Source organism: Legionella cardiaca (assembly GCF_029026145.1).
Lineage (GTDB): Bacteria > Pseudomonadota > Gammaproteobacteria > Legionellales > Legionellaceae > Tatlockia > Tatlockia cardiaca.
The window spans coordinates 2,167,010-2,185,958 of sequence record NZ_CP119078.1; the positions used below are offsets into that span (position 1 = coordinate 2,167,010).

Consider the following 18,949-nt stretch of genomic DNA (forward strand, 5'->3'; position numbering starts at 1 on the left):
ATTTTCTCGATAAATATCGATTTAGTGAATAGGCAATTATTCAACATTATAGCAATCTTGTTGAGCTTACGATCTCATTCCATTAGCTACAATATATTTAAGCAATTAATTAATCGGAATTTATGGATATTAAAAAGAAATTATCTCACGCTATCACTACTAAACGTCCGATAGAATGCCTCTATCATGGCAAAAAAAGATTTATTGAACCTTATCACTATGGAAATTTAGGCGGTGATGAGCAATTGCACTGCTTTCAATACAAAGGAGACAGTGACTCTGGTGGTTTACCTCAATGGAGAAACTTTAAACTCTGCGAGATGTACGCTATCCGGCTCCTTAAATCACGCTTTACGGTTAGAGCAAGCTATCACCCTGAGAACTCTCACTATTCAACGATAGAAAAAAGCATTTATAATGATAATTTTTCCTGATCATTCTCACTGTCATCTTTTTCTCGTGGTATATAATCATCTAACAAAACTTCTGCAGCATGGAATTTTTTGCTTAATGTCGCAGTATTAGTCTCGGTTATTTTTCTTGCTCTAATATAAGACTTGCTATCATCTTGAGTGTATGGAAATCGAAATAGCGGTTTCTCATGACGTTTTAACATAATACGGCTGCGGTCTGTTTGTTGATACTCAATGTAGTTGGAGTTATTAACAAATTTCTCAATATCATTTTTCAAAACATTATGTCTATCGTGAATATTCATGATGTGTAGTTGTTCTTCTTTACTCAATGTATTAAAACCAGGCAACAGATTAAAATAATTTTGCGTTGCGTGGGCATATTGATTATATAGAAGGGTCGATAGACATGGGAAACGAAAGGGATTGAGCATCAAATATTGATTAACAAAATCAGGACTGGTAAACCCGTAAACCTCATCAGGGTAAACATTTAATAATGACAGTTTATTGGGTCTTCTTTCACGCATAATGTCAAACAAACAATGGACACCCTCTACTCCACCGTGTTTAACTAGCCAAGCATCAGCTTGAACCAGTTCAAGTTCAGTTATATCAGGCTCCCCCTTAACGGAAAGATCACCGAGATATCCCCCTTCCAAAAGTTTGGAAATTAAATATTCCTGTATGGCATGACTGTAGGCACCATGCAAACGAGAGTCAGAATCAGGATAATCAGGGGCATCAATAAAAATCATGCCCTTTTTTAAAATTTTAATTGCAGTTTCTGGCGGAACCACACCAAAAAATGATAACCACCCCTGAGTTTTAAGGAACGTTGCTCTCTTTTCAGAAGCAATATTAACATCATGCTTTTGCAATTGCTGTTTCAACACTTGAGCCAAAATTTCATCTGGATATTTTATCTCAAGGATTTCTTTTGAAATGATGGGTGAATAGTATACTTCTTCAACTTCATCTTCCTCATCAACTTTATGTTTACCAACAACACTTTTATAGAATTGAGGACATAAACCAAGCTTTAACAATTCATCTTGGGACACAGGGATACTAAGCATGTTGGCAGCACATTCTTTTTCTAAATCGTCAAATAGCTTATCGATTATTATTTTTCCACCAATGAATAAGTTAAAAATGGTTGCTTTGACGTAAAGGATTTTCTTAAAGCGTTCAGCAGAGACACTAGCAGGTTTTTTAATTGTACGAAGTAACCCGTCATAAATATCATCGGTTAAATCCAATAAGTCCGCTAACATAATTTCCATATTAATATCGCAGCGATGATACTTTTTTTCATTTTTTTTGACGTCCGCAACGGTCGGAGAACCAATAAAAGATGCTCTAAACATAAATTTTCACATATTTAACAAATTGCCCTTATTTTACCCTATGCGCATTAACGTAATATTAAGAGGTAACTTTTTGAATTTTTTACTACTTTATTAAATTTGACTTGTTTTTAATCGCTTAATAAATCTCAATTAAATTTCACTAAAATACAGCAAAATGATTATAAAAACACCATTTTCTCCTGTGTAAACTTTATGAAAGGTTGTATATGACAACCAAAATGTGTTATATTTTTACAAGTTTGATTTTTTGGAATCTGTATGACTAAAAAATTCAACACGCTTTATGAGCACTTTGCAAACCACAGAATTACTACGCAAACCAAGGGAACCAGGAAGTCGTCCTCGGTACTAACAACGCCTCTCGCCACCGTTCCCAAATCATCAAAAGAAATACCTCAACAGCCAGCTGATGTCAGTAAAATGCAGTTAACTACCTCCAGGGCACAAGCAAAGAAAGAAAAGGCGATTGATTATCTTAATCAGCTTAGTACCTATGGAAAAATATTATCCAAATCAAATTCTGAAGCAGGGCGAAATAATGGGCAATTAGCCATTTCTTTAGCAAAAGAATTAGAACAACAAATTAATCTCTCTGACAAATCTAATAGTAAAGTCCAAAAACAATTGTTGCAAATTCTTCATCAGCACGATGACGCCTTTGATGATCGTCGTTTTTATGGACTTAAATCGATCATAAACAATCTCTCTATGGCTATTCGCGAAGGTATTACAAACAATACAGTTGCTAAACCTGTTAACTATGCAAAAACTGAAAGCTGTTTCTTCTACAGTAAAGCAAATAGAACAGAGGAAACAAAAAAGTCTATTACTGAAAAAACGCACCCAGAAGTTGAAACCGAAGCCTCTCACATTGGTCCTCAATAATATTGGCTTAATCTTTAATAAGAAAATTTAGAAATCAGGAGTGTTTTTTATTTTTTCTTTTGCTATTATGCTAAATCCTAGGGAGTATTCCTTTCTCCTGTGGGTAAGTTTCTTTCTTCTTGTATTTTATTCAATATCCTTCCAATTCTTCTTAACGAAACTCTTGTGAACTAAGGTTAAAAACCACCTACACTGTTAATTCCATCTTTTATTTTATCCACAAAATCTGTGGATAAAAGTGTGCATAGGCTGTCAGGATTTGTTATAACGAATTAAGATCGTTAAGATGTCGCGGCATGTAAGCGGTTATTATCTACATTAAAAAATCCTTCAACCGGCTTAGCCGTTTGAAGGATTAATTGTGAATGTCGCCACTTGCTTGCGGTCTGCAAAAATGATCAAATTAAAAATGACTCATTCTTTACCCTATTGGACATTATTCGCAGCGCGCTCTCGAATACGCTCCAGTCCTTGTTGTAATCGAGTCAAGGTCCGCTCTTTACCTAATAAAGTTAAAGTCATATCAATGGCCGGTGACATACTGCTTCCTGTTACAGCAACTCGTAATGGTTGGGCTATTTTCCCCATGTTCATATCGAATTCTGCGCTAACATCATTAATACAGGTTTGTAAGACATCTTTATCCCAATTCTGTACCTGAGTTAATCGTTGATAAAGCGCCTCAAGAGGTTCTAAAATCACGGGTCGCAGATGTTTTTTTACCGCATCTTCATCATAGCTCAACTCATCCTGGTAGAAATAAAGACTTTTCTCGCAAATTTCCGCTAGAGTTTTACAACGTTCCGCTTGAATAATTACCAAGTCTGCTAATTTGGGGCCACGCTTAAAGTCAATTCCTTGCTGCTCAAAATGCCACTGTAATGCCTTTGCTACCTCTTCGGGGGAATCGCTTTTTTGATAATGCTGATTTAACCAATTTAACTTTTCATAATTAAAACTCGACACCCCGCGACTGACATTTTTCAAATCAAAACAGTCAATCATCTCAGCGACACTAAAAATCTCTTGATCCCCGTAAGACCACCCTAAGCGTACTAAATAATTAAGCAGCGCATGTGGCAAAAATCCCAGCTCTTTAAATTGTAAAACACTGACTGCACCATGACGTTTAGAAAGACGTTTACCATCATCACCAAGTATCATAGGTAAATGAGCAAATTCTGGAATAGGTGCATTAAGGGCTTTAAATAAATTAATTTGTCTTGGTGTGTTATTGATATGATCATCCCCACGAATTACATGCGTGATATTCATATCCCAATCATCAATTACTACGGCAAAATTATAAGTTGGATGGCCATCAGAGCGCACCAATATCAAATCATCTAATTCGCTATTATCAATATGAATGTCGCCATAGACGTGGTCGGTAAATGAGACTGTACCATGTTGCGGATTTTTAAATCGTATGACATGGGGTGAACCGCTTAGTGGCAAATTTTTATCACGACAATGACCGTCATAGCGAGGTTTTTCTTTCGCCGCTAATTGTGCTTCTCGCAGTGCCTCCAAGCGCTCTTTGCTGCATTCACAGCGATAGGCCTTGCCTTCATCTAATAACTTTTGAGCAATTTCCCGATAACGATCATAACGTTTAGTCTGATAAAAAGGTCCTTCGTCATACTCTAATCCCAGCCATGCCATCCCATCTAAAATTGCCTGCACGGACTCTTGGGTCGAACGCTCTTGATCCGTATCCTCAATACGCAATATAAACTCACCCTGGTGATGTTTTGCATACAGCCATGAAAATAAAGCAGTACGGACACCACCAACGTGTAAAAAACCAGTAGGACTAGGGGCAAAACGTGTTCTAACAACCATCAAAAAGCTCCGTTGTAAGCGGGTAAATAATCGAGCTATAATAGCCGACTTTATAGGTAACGCAAAATAGCCTCCTGCAGCACAGACGACCCAATGGCTTTTTTGCAGTAAAAGTTTGCAAGAAGTTTAATAAACCCATGAGGGCCTTTTCTATGCATTTTATAAAGCTTACTTTGCCACTTGCTAAGCTTAACCAAAATGTCTTTGAAGATTGCAAACCAATGCATACATCAATAATAAGAAACAGCCCAATATTAATACAATGCAACGCAGAGTCATTTCATAGGGAAACAACGTGCCAATAATAGTTAAGTTTACAAGGACTTACAGCAGGTGCCCTCTATGAAAAGACTTGGCATCAAATATCAGCTTCGCATTACAACTTTAATTCCAGTTTTTTTGGTCGCCCTTCTGTTTGCGGTATTTTATAACGGCCAATTTAATAAAGATCTAAACCAACATATGTCAAGATTAGGTGAGGCTTATATTCGCCAACTCTTACCTGCAGTGCAATTTGCAATGATGCGTAACGATAGTAGAACCTTGCAAGGATTAATTAATGCTTCGACAATTAACCCCGAAGTCAAAGCACTAGCTTTCTATGATGCAAAAGGACAGCTATTGGCATATCGTGGTGGAAAACACTCCATCCACAAGCCGTTTAGACCACCAGAATTTACCGGTGATTATATTGAGAGTAAACAAATAGAACCATATACTATTAATTTTACCGCCCCAATTACTATTCCCAAATTTAACCTCTACTCCTCAAGCTCTTTAAAAAAATCTTCTGACGTTGCTATACAGGCAGACGACATTCTGGGTTGGCTCTCTCTTGATATCGATACGCAATCCATCCTTATTAAACGTTACCAAATGTATATTGTAACAATTTTTATCACTTTATTAGGTTTATTAATCAGTCTAACCATTCATTTCTTTTTATCCAGACGAATTTATCTTCCCATCTCACGTCTTCGTCGAAGTATGAAGCAAATTCTAAGTAATGAATTTGAAACCCATATCAGTAAAACAAGTCCTGGCGAATTAGGAATTATTGAAAAAGGTTGTTCCCATCTGCAAAAAGCTTATCTCAATACAATAAGAGATTTAAATACACATATCGAAGTAGCTACTGCCGATTTACAACAAAGTTTGGAGTTATTGGAAGAAAAAAATATTGAATTATCATTAGAAAAGAAAAAATGTGAAGAGAAGAGTCGGCAGAAATCAGAGTTCATTGCCAATATGAGTCATGAAATTCGTAATCCTATGAACGGAGTCATTGGTTTCACCAATGTATTGTTAGAATCCAAACTTGATAGCTTACAACTCGACTACGTAAAAACGATTAAATCATCTGCTCAAGACTTGCTCACTATTATTAATGACATCCTTGATTATTCCAAAATGGATGCAGGAAAATTACACTTGGACTGTATTCCTTTAGACATCCGCGCCTGTATTGATGAAGTGCTGGCTTTAGCAGCACCAAATGCCCATAAAAAAGGCTCGATCTTATTCCTGCTACTGAAATAAACGTTCCAAGAAAAGTACTAGGTGATCCTATTCGTATCAAACAGATCATTACCAACTTAGTGAGTAATGCGATTAAATTTACTGATCACGGCTATGTTCTCATCCGCACCACTATCGAGCAAGAGTCAGAAAAGGACTATACCGTTTGTTTATCAGTTACAGATACAGGCATTGGTATTTCAACAGAAGATCAACCTAAATTATTTAATGCCTTTAACCAGGCTGATACTACGATTACCCGTCGCTTTGGAGGATCCGGATTAGGTTTAGTAATTTGTAAAAAACTAACTGAACAAATGCAGGGTCGGATTTCTTTTACCAGCGAAATTAATAAGGGTTCTACTTTTTCAGTACGTATAAAGCTTGAAAAATTAGCTGCTTATGAGGTGGAAAAAGAACAAAGTCAGCGTTTTGAAGGACTTAAGGTTCTTTGTTATGACGATAACCCCCTGTATATGGAAGCGATGTGTAATGGCTTAGGTTATTGGGGAATGCAATGCATACGTATTTCTGCATTTAATCAGCTTGAACAAGCGTTCAAAGAGCACAGTGATTGCTCTTTAGCATTTATTAACGTTAATGAAGGTTGTGAAAAACAAGTTGCGCAGGTTTTACGTAAAAACACGATTCCCTGTATTCTGGTCTCTAAATGGATAATCCACAACCCTCAGATTCTGGGAGCCAAAGCTTTCTTATTTAAACCAATTAGTATTCAGAAACTCCATGAAATTATTGAATCTGTTTTGAATGAAGCATCTCAAGCAGTCACAACCGATCAAGAATTAGATAATTTAAGAGCCCAACTTAGAATATCTCATCCCGATGTATTAATTGCTGAAGATAATCCTGTAAATCGCATGCTTCTGACCTCTCTATTACAGGAAAACTCTAATATCGAAGCCGTAGATAACGGTGAGGAAGCTGTCAAAATCTGTCAAAGCAAACGCTATAGTGCAATCCTGCTTGATCTACAAATGCCAAAGCTTAATGGTCTTGATGCAGCCAGTCTTATTCGTAAAGAATCCATGTTAAACAAGCAAACGCCCATTATAGTGATAAGTGCTGACAGTAGTAACTTAAGTAAAGATAAATTAAAAAAAGCCGGTGTTGATTTTTGCTTACAAAAACCCATTGATGAAAAACAATTACTTAGCTATTTGTTACGTATTGTTAAAAGAAGCAAATCCGCAGCCATTGACTGGCAACTATGTGTACAAAAAGTATCCGGAAATCAGGCGTTAGCGGAAGAGTTTCTTAATCGTTTTGTGCAGGAATTACGAAAAAATCGTGAAGAATTTATTCAGCTCTTGCATGACAAAGATATTAAAGGATTGGAAAATGCCGCCCATAAATTACATGGAGCTTGTTGTTTCTGTGGCGTCCCTCATCTTCAAACACAAGTAATACGCTTAGAGAAACAAGCAAAAACAGCAAAGCAGGTTGATGAACTGAAAGATACTTTTGCTGAACTGATTCAAAGTATTGACGAAGTAATTGATGAGTTTGACAATTTATACCAAACCAGCCCTTCTGACTGAGTTTAAATCACGGAGAAATCATGTCCCTTAAAAATGCAATCTATGCCCAGTCTGGTGGAGTCACCGCTGTAATTAATGCTTCGGCTTGTGGAGTAATTCAAACAGCGCGCCTGCACCCAGAAAAAATCGGCAAAGTCTATGCTGCAAAAAACGGCATTATCGGTGCATTAAATGAACAATTAATCGATACCTCAATAGAAACAAGTGAAGATATTGCCAGGCTTTTGCATACACCTTCAGGAGCTTTTGGTTCATGTCGCTACAAGTTAAAAGACAGTGGACCTGAATATGAGCGTTTAATTGAAGTTTTTAAGGCTCATAATATTGGCTATTTCTTTTATAATGGTGGCGGTGATTCTCAAGATACTGCTCATAAAATATCAAAACTAGGTAGTGAAATGGGCTATCCAATCACCTGTATTGGTATTCCTAAAACCGTAGATAACGATTTACCTTTTACCGATACTTGTCCAGGTTTTGGTTCTGTTGCTAAATACGTAGCAATCTCTACATTGGAAGCAGGTTTTGATGTCGCCTCCATGGCAGCCTCCTCAACGAAGGTTTTTATCCTCGAGGTTATGGGTCGTCATGCCGGCTGGATTGCTGCGGCCAGTGGTTTGGCTGGGAAAACAGCAGAAGAACCCCCTCATGTCATTTTATTTCCGGAAGTGCCTTTTAGACAGCAAAACTTCCTAAGCAAAGTTGACGAATGTGTTAAAAAATATGGCTATTGTGTTGTCGTTGTTTCTGAAGGCATTCGCAATGAAGAAGGTAAATTTTTAAGTGACGCAGGATTAAGAGATGCCTTTGGTCATGCACAATTAGGCGGTGTAGCCCCAGTCATTGCGCAATTAATTAAAAGCGAGTTGGGTTATAAATACCATTGGGCAGTAGCCGATTATCTACAACGTGCCGCAAGACATATTGCTTCTCAAGTTGATCTCGAGCAAGCCTATGCCTTGGGTAAAGCCGCTGTTGAATTAGCGTTAAGTGGCCATAATGCTATTATGCCAATTATCAAACGAGAACAAGACTCTCCTTATCGTTGGTCTATCAGTCACGTACCGTTATCTGAAGTAGCTAACCAGGAAAAAACCATGCCGACTAATTTCATCAGTGATGATGGTATGGGTATTACGGATGACTGTCGTCGCTATCTGGCTCCTTTAATTGAGGGTGAAGCCTACCCTCCTTATAAAAATGGCTTACCAGATTACGTCCGTCTTAAGAATCAACTTGTAGAACAGAAACTTTAAGAATCGGTAATTTACTCTTATTGTCATTCCACGATCAGGAATGACAATAAATCAAAGTTTTTTTAATTTATCTAATTACAACAATCTAAACTATTTACAACCTGCTGGACGATATTTTGCCTCTAAGGATCCTCCAACACAACTCCAGTTTAATTGCCCATTCGTTCTCATTGTGGGTGTTAACAGCAGAGTGCCATCACCTGCTTCAGGCGTATAGGTAATGGTGATAACCCCTTTGTCACCAATGGTGATAGATTTCACATTTGCGGTAGGTTCTGGACTAGTATATCCCGTTGCCGCTTGATTTGGCGGTAAGGTGTGAGTCGCAATAGCTGATTCACTCACCGCAACTTTTGCAGGGGATGCCAAACTTAATCCTTCAACAACTTTTGCTCTGACGATATGATCTCTATAAGCTGGTACAGCAAGGGAAATTAAAACTCCTAAAATAGCGATAACAATCATTAGTTCAATCAATGTAAAACCTCTCTCCTTCATTTATTCTCCTTAGGTTGGCTGCTAGGGCATGTCGCCCAGAAAATTTAAAAAAGATAGCATAGCTTCGAAGAGAATTCATTGAAATTGTAACGATTGGAGCAACAAAATTAGTTTGCAAAAATAAATCAATCAACTTACTTGAGATAAATGTGAGAAAAATAACAACTCACCACATTTATTAGATATACTTTAGGACATACACTGGCAGGAAAGAATGAGAGTTTAAATGTCCCGAGAAGAAAGAATTATGCAGTTAATAGCTGCGAATATGGTTACCACGCATTTGTCAGTGGAAAATGAATCGCATCATCACCATGTACCTAAAGGCTCCGAAACACATTTTAAACTGCTAATTGTCTCGGAGGAGTTTAATGGAATGTCATTGATTAACCGTCATCGCAAGCTGAATGCTTTATTAGCCGATGAATTAGCATCTGACTTACATGCCTTAACTTTACACCTTTACACTGAAGCAGAATGGGAGCGCCGTCAGCATAAAACGCAAACCTCTCCTGCTTGTCGCGATGGTTACCACCATGGATAAACAGTACCCCATTTACTGGCAAATCGAATATGTCTTGCCTAAAAAATCAAGAGGCTTTCATCTTATTACCCAAGAACTATCCCCAGCTTTAAGCTCAATGCCCATGATACAGGTAGGTTTAGCTCATTTTTTTCTGCAACACACATCGGCTTCTTTAGCTATTAGTGAAAATACCTGTCCAGACGTACGCCAGGATCTGGAATCTTATTTCAACAACGCAATCCCGGATGATAACCGCCTCTATACCCATACGTTGGAAGGCGAAGATGATATGCCGGCGCATATTAAAAATGTCTTGCTTGGCTCAAGCCTTACCATCCCAATTAAAAAAGGTAAATTGGCACTAGGACAATGGCAAGGGATTTATTTATGTGAGCATCGCAATGAAGCAACAGCACGGCATATTGTAATCACCGTGCATGGGATATAAATTTTAATGTTGTAGTGCTATATGCTCCATAGTTTCTTTGGGTCTTGCATTAAGAATTGGGGCAACCATATTTGCAAAATGAACAACCGAATCAGCAGCAGCCGCAGCCAATGGCACCTCCGAACAACCCACGGATGTCAAACCTGTGTATATTGCTCCTAATCTGACAGCATTAATAAATCCATTGCTTGTTTTACCTAAAAGCGATACAGAATCGCTTAATGCAAAATAACTCGCTCCATGAACAAACAAATCCAGACCAAATTCTGCTATACCTGCATCGGGGTTGGTTAATAAGTTATAAGTGGCCGCTCCAAAGGCAATTAGATTTACAACTTGCAAACTTCCTTTGACAATGCTGTTGCGATTAAATGAGCTTGTAAAAAGTCTATACATTTATATTTCCTTATATATTTTTAGACCATTTATTATTTAACAGAAATATAATACTACTTACAAGTTGTTAAGAATGAACACGTTGTCAAACAAATTAAAATTCTCTAATAATTCAATATCCTATTTAAATAAAAAGAAATCTCGCAAATTTAGGAAATTACGATCGAAGTACTTCCCATAGTTTCCTTCATTCCCTTATAATGTCTATCTTTTTGCCAATTACCTCATCGGAACTGTTTTATGAAAGCATGGTCTTCAGAAAAAATCTCAGTACTCGCTTTAGTTTTATTAATTACTGGAGCCATCGACAGTATCCGTAATCTACCTGCTACGGCACTTTTTGGCTCCTCTTTGATTTTCTTTTTTGCTTTTTCAGCCCTTGTATTTCTTATTCCCGTTGCCTTGGTTTCTGCCGAACTTTCCTCAACCTGGCCTGAGGAGGAAGGGGGTGTTTATAGCTGGGTTAAACACGCTTTTGGTGAAGGCATGGCATTTATTACAATCTGGTTACAATGGATTAATACCATGGTCTGGTATCCGACAATTTTATCATTTATTGCCGGAACCTTAGCTTATTTGATTAATCCTGCCCTTGCACAAAATAAATATTACTTAATCAGTGTCATTCTCATTGTCTTTTGGTCTCTTACTTTTCTAGGGTTAGCAGGACTTCGTGCCTCGGCGGCTTTTGCCAGTTTTTGTGCTGTAGTTGGTATGATCTTACCCATGGGCTTTATTATTGCCCTTGCGGTGATTTGGCTTGTTAAAGGACATCCCCTGGCCATTGATTTGAGTTTCCATACATTGATTCCTCATTGGCAAGACAGTCAATCTTGGGTGTCGCTAACCGCTATTATGACTTCTTTTCTGGGAATGGAACTTGCGGCAGTCCATGTTCGTAATGTTCGCGATCCTCAACGCAATTTTCCTCGAGCCATGTTTTTTTCTGTCTTATTAATTTTGACTACCATGATTTTAGGTTCATTGGCCATTGCCTTTGTTCTACCTCAGGAAAAAATTAGTTTAGTTGATGGTGTTATGCAGGCCTTTACTAACTTTTTTCAAGCCTACCATCTAACAGCATTGATGCCCGTAATTGTTATTTTGCTCTTATTAGGCAGCTTGGGAAGTATGGTTAATTGGATTATTTCGCCTGCCAAAGGCTTATTACTTGCGGCAGATAATGGATTCTTACCCCACTGGCTTTATCGTTTAAATAAACATGGCATTGCTTCAAGAATTTTAATTTTACAGGCAATTCTAGTGACCTTACTTTGTAGTGGATTTTTATTATTTCCTAGCGTCAACGCTATTTATTGGCTATTTACTGATTTAAGTACTGAACTGTATATTATGATGTATGTTCTTATGTTTCTGGCTGCCTGGCATTCAAAAAAGAAATTTGCCCATTTGCCTCGTGCCTTTATGATTCCCGGCCAAACACTGGGTTATTATTTAACTTGCCTATTAGGATTAGCTGGCTGTTTAATTACTTTATTTGTTGGCTTTATACCGCCAGAAAGCAGCATGGATATGGGAGGTGCCGGTCACTTCCGCCTGGTGTTTGCAAGCGGCATTTTGCTGATGGTTTTTCCTGCGCTGTTATTGTATTTGCGTAAAAAAAGACTCGATAAAACTCACCGATTGGAACAGGGTCATGAATGATAACGACAAGCTTGCAAATATTCGGAACCAAATCGATAAGATTGATAAGCAATTTTTTAATTTGTTACGAGAGCGGGCAGTCTTAGCAGCAGAGGTTGCAAAAATTAAACAACAGCAGCAATCCCCTGTCTACTATCGCCCTGAGCGCGAAGCACAGATTTTGCGCTCGATTATTGCAAATAACAATAGCCTTCTGCCAGATAGCGAAGTAGCACGCATTTTCAGAGATATTATGACTGCCTGCCTTGCCTTACAACAACCATTGTCAATCGCGTATCTTGGCCCAGAGGGCACGTTCACCCAACAAGCCGTGGAAAAACACTTTGGTGAAAGTATTAACATGGTGTCTGAGCTATCGATTAAAGAAGTATTCAAACAAGTGGAAAGTGGTAATGTTCATTATGGTGTTGTACCTATTGAAAACAGTACCGAAGGAATGATCAATACCACCCTTGATAATCTTATCAATAGTGAAGTCCAGATTTGTGGTGAGATTAACCTACGCATTCGTCACCACTTGGCTCGAATCGCTCCTGACGAGACTTTAGAGGTTATTTATGCACACCAACAAACATTAGCACAATGTCAACATTGGCTCGCAGTACATTATCCTCATATTATCTTGAAAGAAGTGAGTAGTAATGGCCAAGCAGCAAAACTTGCCGCGCAAGACCCCAAATCAGCTGCAATTTGTGGTGATAAAGCAGTAGAAATTTATAAACTTCATAAATCACATCAACATATTGAAGATTATCCCAACAATACTACGCGCTTTATTATTCTAGGCAAACAACTGCCTGCACCCAGCGGTTATGATAAAACTTCTCTTGTTATCTCAACGCCTCATGAACCAGGAAGCCTCATCCAGTTGCTGTCCCCTTTTGACACTTACAAGATTAATATGACCTCAATAGAATCACGACCCTATCGTCATAGAAACTGGAGCTATCTCTTTTTCATCGATTTCGAAGGTCATCAATCTGACCCTCATATTCAAGCTGCATTAAATGAATTAGCTAGTAAGTCCGTCATGATGACCTTATTAGGCTCCTATCCTCAGGCGATAGGTTAGAAATTGTTTGCTTGTGCGTTTTATCCGGAACAAAAGTGTTCATCAAATAGTTAAAATCTACTCTTTCCTATCATGTCCCGCTGGCGGGTATGACATAGGAAAAGAGCCGATTATTTTAACTATTTAATGCGCACCCGGTTTTGTTTGTCAAAGCACTTGTAAGAATAAAAATCTGTCATACCTGCGAAGGGGGTAACCATTTTTCGGTTAGTCCGAAAGCAAAGAGATAGCACGGGCATGACAGATTTTGTAATTTGCTGTGCTCTAGACTGGCGATAGCTGGGAAATTAACTTTCGAGCCAAGAGCAGATCTTCTTGGGTATTAATATCTTGCAAAGGCTCGGTACAAGCCTCTTCCACTTTAATTTTATGGCCAGCCCATAGAACGCGAAGCTGCTCCAAGGCTTCACAACGTTCTAACTCACATACGGGCCATTTTACAAAATCAAGTAAAAAACCAGCACGATAGGCATATAAACCAATATGGCGAAAAGCCAGTTGAATATTCTTAGGATTGTCGCGATTGACTGGAATAGCACTTCTAGAAAAATAAAGCGCATTTTGCTCATGATCACGCACTACCTTAACAATATTAGGATTATGAAGTTGTTGAGTATTCTCCAGTGGCCAACATAATGTGGCAATAAACGTTTGTGAGTGATGTAAACTTTTTGCAACCTGCGAGATTAATTCAGGAGCAATAAAAGGTTCATCGCCTTGCACATTTACGATAACTTCATGGGCTTCGAATTGGCCATTAACAATAACTTCTGCAATTCTATCTGTTCCCGTTTGATGACTGGCTGCAGTCATTTTAACTGATGCGCCAAAGCTTGTTGCATGTTCGGCAATCACCGAACTATCCGTGGCAATGATAATGGATTTCGGATTAGCCTTGAGCGCTTGTTGATAAACACGCTGAATGACAGTAAGACCCTCAATTTCCATCATCAGCTTACCTGGCAAGCGTGTTGATTGATAACGTGCGGGAATAATTACATGAAATTCTTGATTCATAATTTTTCTTTTTCCTCTAAAGGAATCAAGCGTGCTTCTTGTTCAAGCATAATGGGTATACCATCACGGATGGGGTAAGCCAAACGATCAAACGCGCAAATTAATTCATTTTCTTTAAAAATTAATTTGCCTTTACATAACGGACAAACCAAAATTTCAAGCAATCGCTTATCCACGAAACTCTCCTTGCGTTATTTGATTGCGCACATAGACGGGTAGCGCTTGATCCGCACTAATGGCGTTTATATTACCACTTAATGCTAAGCGAATCATGGTTCGGGCGTGTGGATGGATAACGAGCTGCTTCACAACCCTTGTTTGAATCGATTTTGGTAATTGCCCCAAATAAGGTTCCAAGCCAACTCCTGCGATAACTAGCGGACAATCTTCAAGAAAATTTAATGTAGAAGCATCGGTGACAAATTCATCAGCTTCATGTTGGTTTTTAGTATAATGTGCCCAGTAAACCTGATTCATTCGGGCATCAATCATAGCTAAAACGCTACTATCCGAGATTTTATCCTGACATTGAGCAAAAGCATCTGCTGCAATGGCCGCAAGACTCCCTACTGGATATAAGGGTAAATCATTCGCATAAGCCAAACCTTTGGCAATGCTACAAGCAATACGAAGACCAGTAAAACTTCCTGGGCCTCTACCATATACAAGAGCGTCAAGCTGGTTTAATTTGCAGCCAGAATCAGCTAATAATTGCTCAACCATAGGCAATAGTAAACGAGCATGCTGACGTTGAGCCCCCTGCTCCATGCTTCTCACTTCACCATTTAAGCTTAAAGCAACAGATGCACATTCGGTTGATGTATCAATGGCTAACAGGTTCATTTTCTAGAGCTAATTCATTAATAAAAGTTAATACAGTCTTTTCTTCACGAGTTTTGCGCAACGACGGTAAACTCGCAAAAATAAGACGTCCATATTCCCTTCCAGTTAAACGGGGATCTCCAATCATTAATACCCCTCGATCGGTAATATCTCGGATAAGTCGTCCTACACCTTGCTTTAAAGCCAATACGGCATTCGGCAACGATAATTCATCAAAGCCTGATAAACCACGAGATTTAAGATAAGCCATTTTGCCACGCACAACAGGATCCATAGGGCTTGCGAAAGGTAGCTTATCAATAATGACACAAGATAAAGCGGCGCCTTTAACATCCACCCCTTCCCAAAAGGTTGCCGTGCCTAATAATACCGCATTACCTAATTGACGAAAACGTGCCAGTAAGATTGGCTTCGCTTCCTCACCCTGAACTAAAAGGGGGTAGTTTAAAGTATTGGCTAGCTTCTGAGCAACCAATTTTAATGCTTTATGGCTTGTAAACAGGAAAAAACAACGCCCTCCGAAGGCATTTATAATAGGCAGTGCTTTTTCCAATAAGGCATCGTAGTATTGCCCGTCCTTAGGATCAGGTAAATCACGCGGCAAATAAAGTAATGCCTGCTCTTGATAATTAAATGGACTTGCCAACGTCATGGTTTGAGCATTCGATATTCCCAAGGGCTTGGTGAAACAATCAAATGAAGAAGCCATAGTCAGGGTTGCAGAGGTAAAAATATAGGCACACTGTTGCCTTGCAAGTAAGGCACTAAAAGAATCTGCAATATCAAAAGGAGTAGCCTGAAAAACCAGACTATGTTTAAAACGCTCAAGCCATCTAATCTGCACTTTATCAGTGCTGGTAAAGGTCAACAGTCGTTGCTTTAAATCTTCTAATCGCTTTAAACAACGTGTAAATCCGGCACTTCTTTCAAAATCTGCATTTTTTAGGCAATCGAGCAAGGTATCAATTAAAGCTAATAACTCTTCCCAGGCACTGCAAAAATTCTTATTCCTGTCTAATAAATTCCAAGCAATGCGCTCTTCGTATGCAGGTAATGCTAATAATAATTGATCAACAATACGGTCGGCTTTTAAACTTAATTCTTTTAATGGCTGATTTGCCAAATCAAGAATAGGCCATTCGCGCAGTAAATCATCTATTAAATCACGTATCTGGCGCGTCCCTACACGTTCACCATGAAAATTTGCTGCAATCTCTGCCAATTGATGTGCCTCATCAAAAACAACTGCATCAATATCGGGTAGAAGCTCTCCAAAACCATTCTCTTTTAAACGCGAATCTGCAAAAAATAAATGGTGATTAATAATCACAATATCAGCATCATGAGCTCGTTTTCGAGCTTTTATTAAAAAACACGTCTCGTGGTATTCACATTCGCTGCCAAGGCAATTTTCTGTGGTAGACGTAACATAAGGCCAAACAGGAGAATCTTCCTGAATTTCTGGTAATTCTGAACGTTCTCCCTCATGAAGTTGCGGCAGTTTCTCACGAATATGCAAAAGTTCATGGACAGATTGCGGATTCATAAAACGACCTTCCTGGGCATGCAACTCAATTCGATAACGACAAAGATAATTAGCCCGTCCCTTAAGATTTTGCATGCGGATTGAAAGGCCAAGAGCCCGAACCAGCATGGGCAGATCTTTTTGAAAAAGTTGATCTTGCAGAGTTTTGGTTGCAGTCGAGATCAGTGTTTTTTTATTACTTAATAGACAAGGAATAAGGTAGGCGAAGGTTTTGCCAGTTCCTGTACCTGCTTCGGCAACTAGCATTGCCTGCTCAGTAATTGCTTTGGCAATGGCGGTTGATAATGCAATTTGTGGCGCGCGAGCAATAAACCCGGGAATAGCGGTAGCTAACCTTCCCTTTTCGCTTAATACACGCTGACAATGCGTAATAACATCATCAGCAAGCGAATTTACTTCCACTCTTTTTCAAGATATTGCAGTTTATCTTTAACATCTTCCCAAGTTTTTGCATCCTCGGGAGCATCTTTTTTAGCAGTAATATTGGGCCAGGTTTTTGCCAGCTCAGCATTAAGCTCTTGAAATTGCTTTTGATCCTCTGTGAGGTCATCTTCAGAAACGATCGCCTGAACTGGACATTCTGGCTCGCATAAAGCACAGTCAATACATTCATCCGGATGAATGACTAAAAAATTAGGCCCTTCATAAAAGCAATCTACCGGACAAACTTCTACACAATCCGTATATTTACATTTAATGCAACTTTCAGTAACAACAAAGGTCATGACAAAACCATTTAATTTATTAAAATAATGGTCTTATTAAACCATAAATCCCCTTCTGTCTGCTAGGGGGATCCATGCCAGGTAAAGAAATCTTTCTGCAACAAATAATAAATTTTTTCTGTTAATTAAGACCCAGGACATTTTTTGCTTCGTGAATGGCAAGCTCATTCTCTTTCGCCTTTGTTCCTTCCTTGCTAAACAGGCTTGTAATTGAAAGCAATGAGGTAGTGGATGCTATTTTTTTTCTCGACGAACGAATGGCTACTAATCGCTCGCCTTCTTCATCGGTATAAAGTTTTTCTTTTGTCGTGCCAATATATTCCGCTGAATAACCGGTCTGTTTACCAATAATAGAATAGCTTGCATCTTTGTCTTTAGCTGCTTGTCTTAACTCTTTCATATCCCGAAACGCTTCAGCGGTTTCTATGATTACTGCTTTATTCTCCCTGCCATCACGATAGGCATTCTGAACACTTTTCCCCAAGTGTGAAGCTAACTTTAGCATAGGACTAAAAACAAATATGTTAAGAACTTCAAAAGGAAATTGTAATACTTGCAGTGGTAGTTGAACAAGGCCAAATACAAAACCGACCAGACCTTTAAGTAATAACCTTGGAACAGAGGAACTCGAACCAGGCCAGGTTCCTATTTCTATCACTCTATTGATAAGAGCGTGTACAAATCTTAGGGTATCTATTGCTAAGTGAAAAGGATTTAGCAAATTTAAGATAATGACTTGTATAATTTTCCACGGAGATAACCACTTATCTTTAAAAGGATGAATACAATATTTTAAAATAGGTGTTGAATTCATAATTTTTAAAAATGGTAGGTGTAGATTTCTTGTATAGGAAATCATTGGATGTTTAAATGCCAGAGCACTTTCAAATAAAAAATTTGATATCGATGCGTCAAAATTATAATAGGAAGTCAAACTTGCACGTATAAATCGTCTTGCAAAATAGGTATTTGGAAACTGTTCTTTTACGAACGCTGCACTAGGCTCGAGTTTAAATAGCTCTTTAAGCTTTGAAAGTTTAGGCTCTAATTCATTAGTCAATTGCTTACGTGCTTTCGCTGCGTTTGTCCCCGGAATGAATTGTAAAAATGCTCCAAAACCTAAATACTGTTTGATACATAAGTTATAAATCTTATAGGAATTTTTTAGGCTTAAGCTTAACTCTTCTCTTGCTTCATCGCCGTATTGATATGGAGCAACGGCTAACATTCGTTTATAGCGGTGATACATTAGTGATGGAAATAGATAAAAAGCCATGGGAATATCCTATTAGAGAATCTATAAAATTTCATTATTTTATCAAAAAGTAACAAATTTGGTCAACTTCTTAGAGTTAAATAAATCA

The 18,949-nt window shown here is 38.4% G+C and carries 17 protein-coding genes and 1 pseudogene; 8 read left to right on the plus strand and 10 right to left on the minus strand.

What is annotated here, in order from left to right; all coding sequences use genetic code 11:
• The first annotated feature begins 122 nt into the window (after window positions 1-122).
• Window positions 123-434, plus strand: a complete 312-nt coding sequence (locus tag PXX05_RS09230; RefSeq protein ID WP_275087936.1) for a WYL domain-containing protein — start codon at window positions 123-125, stop codon at window positions 432-434.
• On the opposite strand, the gene PXX05_RS09235 is transcribed toward PXX05_RS09230, so the two are convergent.
• A complete protein-coding gene (locus tag PXX05_RS09235; protein ID WP_275087937.1) occupies window positions 413-1,783 on the minus strand; it encodes a hypothetical protein in 1,371 nt (456 codons plus the stop codon). The two genes, PXX05_RS09230 and PXX05_RS09235, sit on opposite strands and share 22 nt — an antisense overlap.
• Window positions 1,784-2,044: 261 nt before the next feature.
• On the opposite strand from PXX05_RS09235, the gene PXX05_RS09240 reads away from it, so the two are divergent.
• The gene (locus PXX05_RS09240) at window positions 2,045-2,671 is read left to right on the plus strand and encodes a hypothetical protein (RefSeq protein ID WP_275087938.1); all 627 of its coding nucleotides are present in this window, start codon (window positions 2,045-2,047) and stop codon (window positions 2,669-2,671) included.
• A 426-nt stretch (window positions 2,672-3,097) separates the two neighbouring features.
• Here the strand turns inward: PXX05_RS09240 and gltX are convergent, their stop codons facing one another.
• On the minus strand, window positions 3,098-4,516 hold the full coding sequence (gene gltX, locus PXX05_RS09245) for a glutamate--tRNA ligase (RefSeq protein WP_275087939.1): 1,419 nt from the start codon (window positions 4,514-4,516) through the stop codon (window positions 3,098-3,100).
• A 342-nt stretch (window positions 4,517-4,858) separates the two neighbouring features.
• On the opposite strand from gltX, the pseudogene letS reads away from it, so the two are divergent.
• Window positions 4,859-7,593, plus strand: a pseudogene (gene letS / locus PXX05_RS09250) (two-component system sensor histidine kinase LetS).
• Window positions 7,594-7,613: 20 nt separating this feature from the next.
• Window positions 7,614-8,849: a 6-phosphofructokinase gene (locus tag PXX05_RS09255; protein WP_275087940.1), complete on the plus strand. Its 1,236-nt coding sequence runs from the start codon at window positions 7,614-7,616 to the stop codon at window positions 8,847-8,849.
• A gap of 90 nt (window positions 8,850-8,939) precedes the next feature.
• Here PXX05_RS09255 and PXX05_RS09260 read toward each other — a convergent pair whose 3' ends face one another.
• A complete protein-coding gene (locus tag PXX05_RS09260; RefSeq protein WP_275087941.1) occupies window positions 8,940-9,347 on the minus strand; it encodes a pilin in 408 nt (135 codons plus the stop codon).
• A gap of 226 nt (window positions 9,348-9,573) precedes the next feature.
• On the opposite strand from PXX05_RS09260, the gene PXX05_RS09265 reads away from it, so the two are divergent.
• Entirely contained in the window at window positions 9,574-9,891 is a 318-nt protein-coding gene (locus tag PXX05_RS09265) for a BolA family protein (protein ID WP_275087942.1), read from the plus strand.
• Window positions 9,884-10,321, plus strand: a complete 438-nt coding sequence (locus PXX05_RS09270; protein ID WP_275087943.1) for a secondary thiamine-phosphate synthase enzyme YjbQ — start codon at window positions 9,884-9,886, stop codon at window positions 10,319-10,321. Before PXX05_RS09265 ends, PXX05_RS09270 begins: the two co-directional genes overlap by 8 nt.
• Before the next feature lie 3 nt (window positions 10,322-10,324).
• Here PXX05_RS09270 and PXX05_RS09275 read toward each other — a convergent pair whose 3' ends face one another.
• On the minus strand, window positions 10,325-10,717 hold the full coding sequence (locus PXX05_RS09275) for a hypothetical protein (protein WP_275087944.1): 393 nt from the start codon (window positions 10,715-10,717) through the stop codon (window positions 10,325-10,327).
• Between the two features lie 240 nt (window positions 10,718-10,957).
• On the opposite strand from PXX05_RS09275, the gene PXX05_RS09280 reads away from it, so the two are divergent.
• Both PXX05_RS09280 and pheA read left to right on the plus strand, forming a co-directional pair.
• On the plus strand, window positions 10,958-12,382 hold the full coding sequence (locus PXX05_RS09280) for an APC family permease (protein ID WP_275087945.1): 1,425 nt from the start codon (window positions 10,958-10,960) through the stop codon (window positions 12,380-12,382).
• Entirely contained in the window at window positions 12,375-13,454 is a 1,080-nt protein-coding gene (pheA, locus tag PXX05_RS09285) for a prephenate dehydratase (RefSeq protein WP_275087946.1), read from the plus strand. Before PXX05_RS09280 ends, pheA begins: the two co-directional genes overlap by 8 nt.
• Window positions 13,455-13,718: 264 nt before the next feature.
• Here the strand turns inward: pheA and kdsB are convergent, their stop codons facing one another.
• The 6 genes from kdsB to PXX05_RS09315 all read right to left on the minus strand — a co-directional run bounded on the left by kdsB (window position 13,719) and on the right by PXX05_RS09315 (window position 18,861).
• Window positions 13,719-14,471 (minus strand): 3-deoxy-manno-octulosonate cytidylyltransferase, encoded by a 753-nt coding sequence (gene kdsB, locus PXX05_RS09290; RefSeq protein WP_275087947.1) that lies wholly within the window; start codon window positions 14,469-14,471, stop codon window positions 13,719-13,721.
• The gene (locus PXX05_RS09295) at window positions 14,468-14,647 is read right to left on the minus strand and encodes a Trm112 family protein (protein ID WP_275087948.1); all 180 of its coding nucleotides are present in this window, start codon (window positions 14,645-14,647) and stop codon (window positions 14,468-14,470) included. The genes kdsB and PXX05_RS09295 overlap by 4 nt, the downstream gene beginning before the upstream one ends.
• Complete coding sequence (tsaB, locus tag PXX05_RS09300; RefSeq protein ID WP_275087949.1) at window positions 14,640-15,314, minus strand: tRNA (adenosine(37)-N6)-threonylcarbamoyltransferase complex dimerization subunit type 1 TsaB; 675 nt, start codon at window positions 15,312-15,314, stop codon at window positions 14,640-14,642. The genes PXX05_RS09295 and tsaB overlap by 8 nt, the downstream gene beginning before the upstream one ends.
• The gene (locus PXX05_RS09305) at window positions 15,295-17,262 is read right to left on the minus strand and encodes a DNA repair helicase YoaA (RefSeq protein ID WP_476737575.1); all 1,968 of its coding nucleotides are present in this window, start codon (window positions 17,260-17,262) and stop codon (window positions 15,295-15,297) included. The genes tsaB and PXX05_RS09305 overlap by 20 nt, the downstream gene beginning before the upstream one ends.
• On the minus strand, window positions 17,253-17,585 hold the full coding sequence (fdxA, locus tag PXX05_RS09310) for a ferredoxin FdxA (RefSeq protein ID WP_275087950.1): 333 nt from the start codon (window positions 17,583-17,585) through the stop codon (window positions 17,253-17,255). Before fdxA ends, PXX05_RS09305 begins: the two co-directional genes overlap by 10 nt.
• A gap of 121 nt (window positions 17,586-17,706) precedes the next feature.
• Window positions 17,707-18,861: a hypothetical protein gene (locus PXX05_RS09315; RefSeq protein WP_275087951.1), complete on the minus strand. Its 1,155-nt coding sequence runs from the start codon at window positions 18,859-18,861 to the stop codon at window positions 17,707-17,709.
• Window positions 18,862-18,949 lie beyond the last annotated feature (88 nt).

What these genes read in the sequence shown, in the direction of transcription:
- PXX05_RS09230 (WP_275087936.1), top strand. Translation starts at nt 123, where the DNA reads ATGGATATTAAAAAGAAATTATCTCACGCTATCACTACTAAACGTCCG.
- PXX05_RS09235 (WP_275087937.1), bottom strand. Translation starts at nt 1,783, where the DNA reads ATGTTTAGAGCATCTTTTATTGGTTCTCCGACCGTTGCGGACGTCAAA.
- PXX05_RS09240 (WP_275087938.1), top strand. Translation starts at nt 2,045, where the DNA reads ATGACTAAAAAATTCAACACGCTTTATGAGCACTTTGCAAACCACAGA.
- gltX (WP_275087939.1), bottom strand. Translation starts at nt 4,516, where the DNA reads ATGGTTGTTAGAACACGTTTTGCCCCTAGTCCTACTGGTTTTTTACAC.
- PXX05_RS09255 (WP_275087940.1), top strand. Translation starts at nt 7,614, where the DNA reads ATGTCCCTTAAAAATGCAATCTATGCCCAGTCTGGTGGAGTCACCGCT.
- PXX05_RS09260 (WP_275087941.1), bottom strand. Translation starts at nt 9,347, where the DNA reads ATGAAGGAGAGAGGTTTTACATTGATTGAACTAATGATTGTTATCGCT.
- PXX05_RS09265 (WP_275087942.1), top strand. Translation starts at nt 9,574, where the DNA reads ATGTCCCGAGAAGAAAGAATTATGCAGTTAATAGCTGCGAATATGGTT.
- PXX05_RS09270 (WP_275087943.1), top strand. Translation starts at nt 9,884, where the DNA reads ATGGATAAACAGTACCCCATTTACTGGCAAATCGAATATGTCTTGCCT.
- PXX05_RS09275 (WP_275087944.1), bottom strand. Translation starts at nt 10,717, where the DNA reads ATGTATAGACTTTTTACAAGCTCATTTAATCGCAACAGCATTGTCAAA.
- PXX05_RS09280 (WP_275087945.1), top strand. Translation starts at nt 10,958, where the DNA reads ATGAAAGCATGGTCTTCAGAAAAAATCTCAGTACTCGCTTTAGTTTTA.
- pheA (WP_275087946.1), top strand. Translation starts at nt 12,375, where the DNA reads ATGAATGATAACGACAAGCTTGCAAATATTCGGAACCAAATCGATAAG.
- kdsB (WP_275087947.1), bottom strand. Translation starts at nt 14,471, where the DNA reads ATGAATCAAGAATTTCATGTAATTATTCCCGCACGTTATCAATCAACA.
- tsaB (WP_275087949.1), bottom strand. Translation starts at nt 15,314, where the DNA reads ATGAACCTGTTAGCCATTGATACATCAACCGAATGTGCATCTGTTGCT.
- fdxA (WP_275087950.1), bottom strand. Translation starts at nt 17,585, where the DNA reads ATGACCTTTGTTGTTACTGAAAGTTGCATTAAATGTAAATATACGGAT.
- PXX05_RS09315 (WP_275087951.1), bottom strand. Translation starts at nt 18,861, where the DNA reads ATGGCTTTTTATCTATTTCCATCACTAATGTATCACCGCTATAAACGA.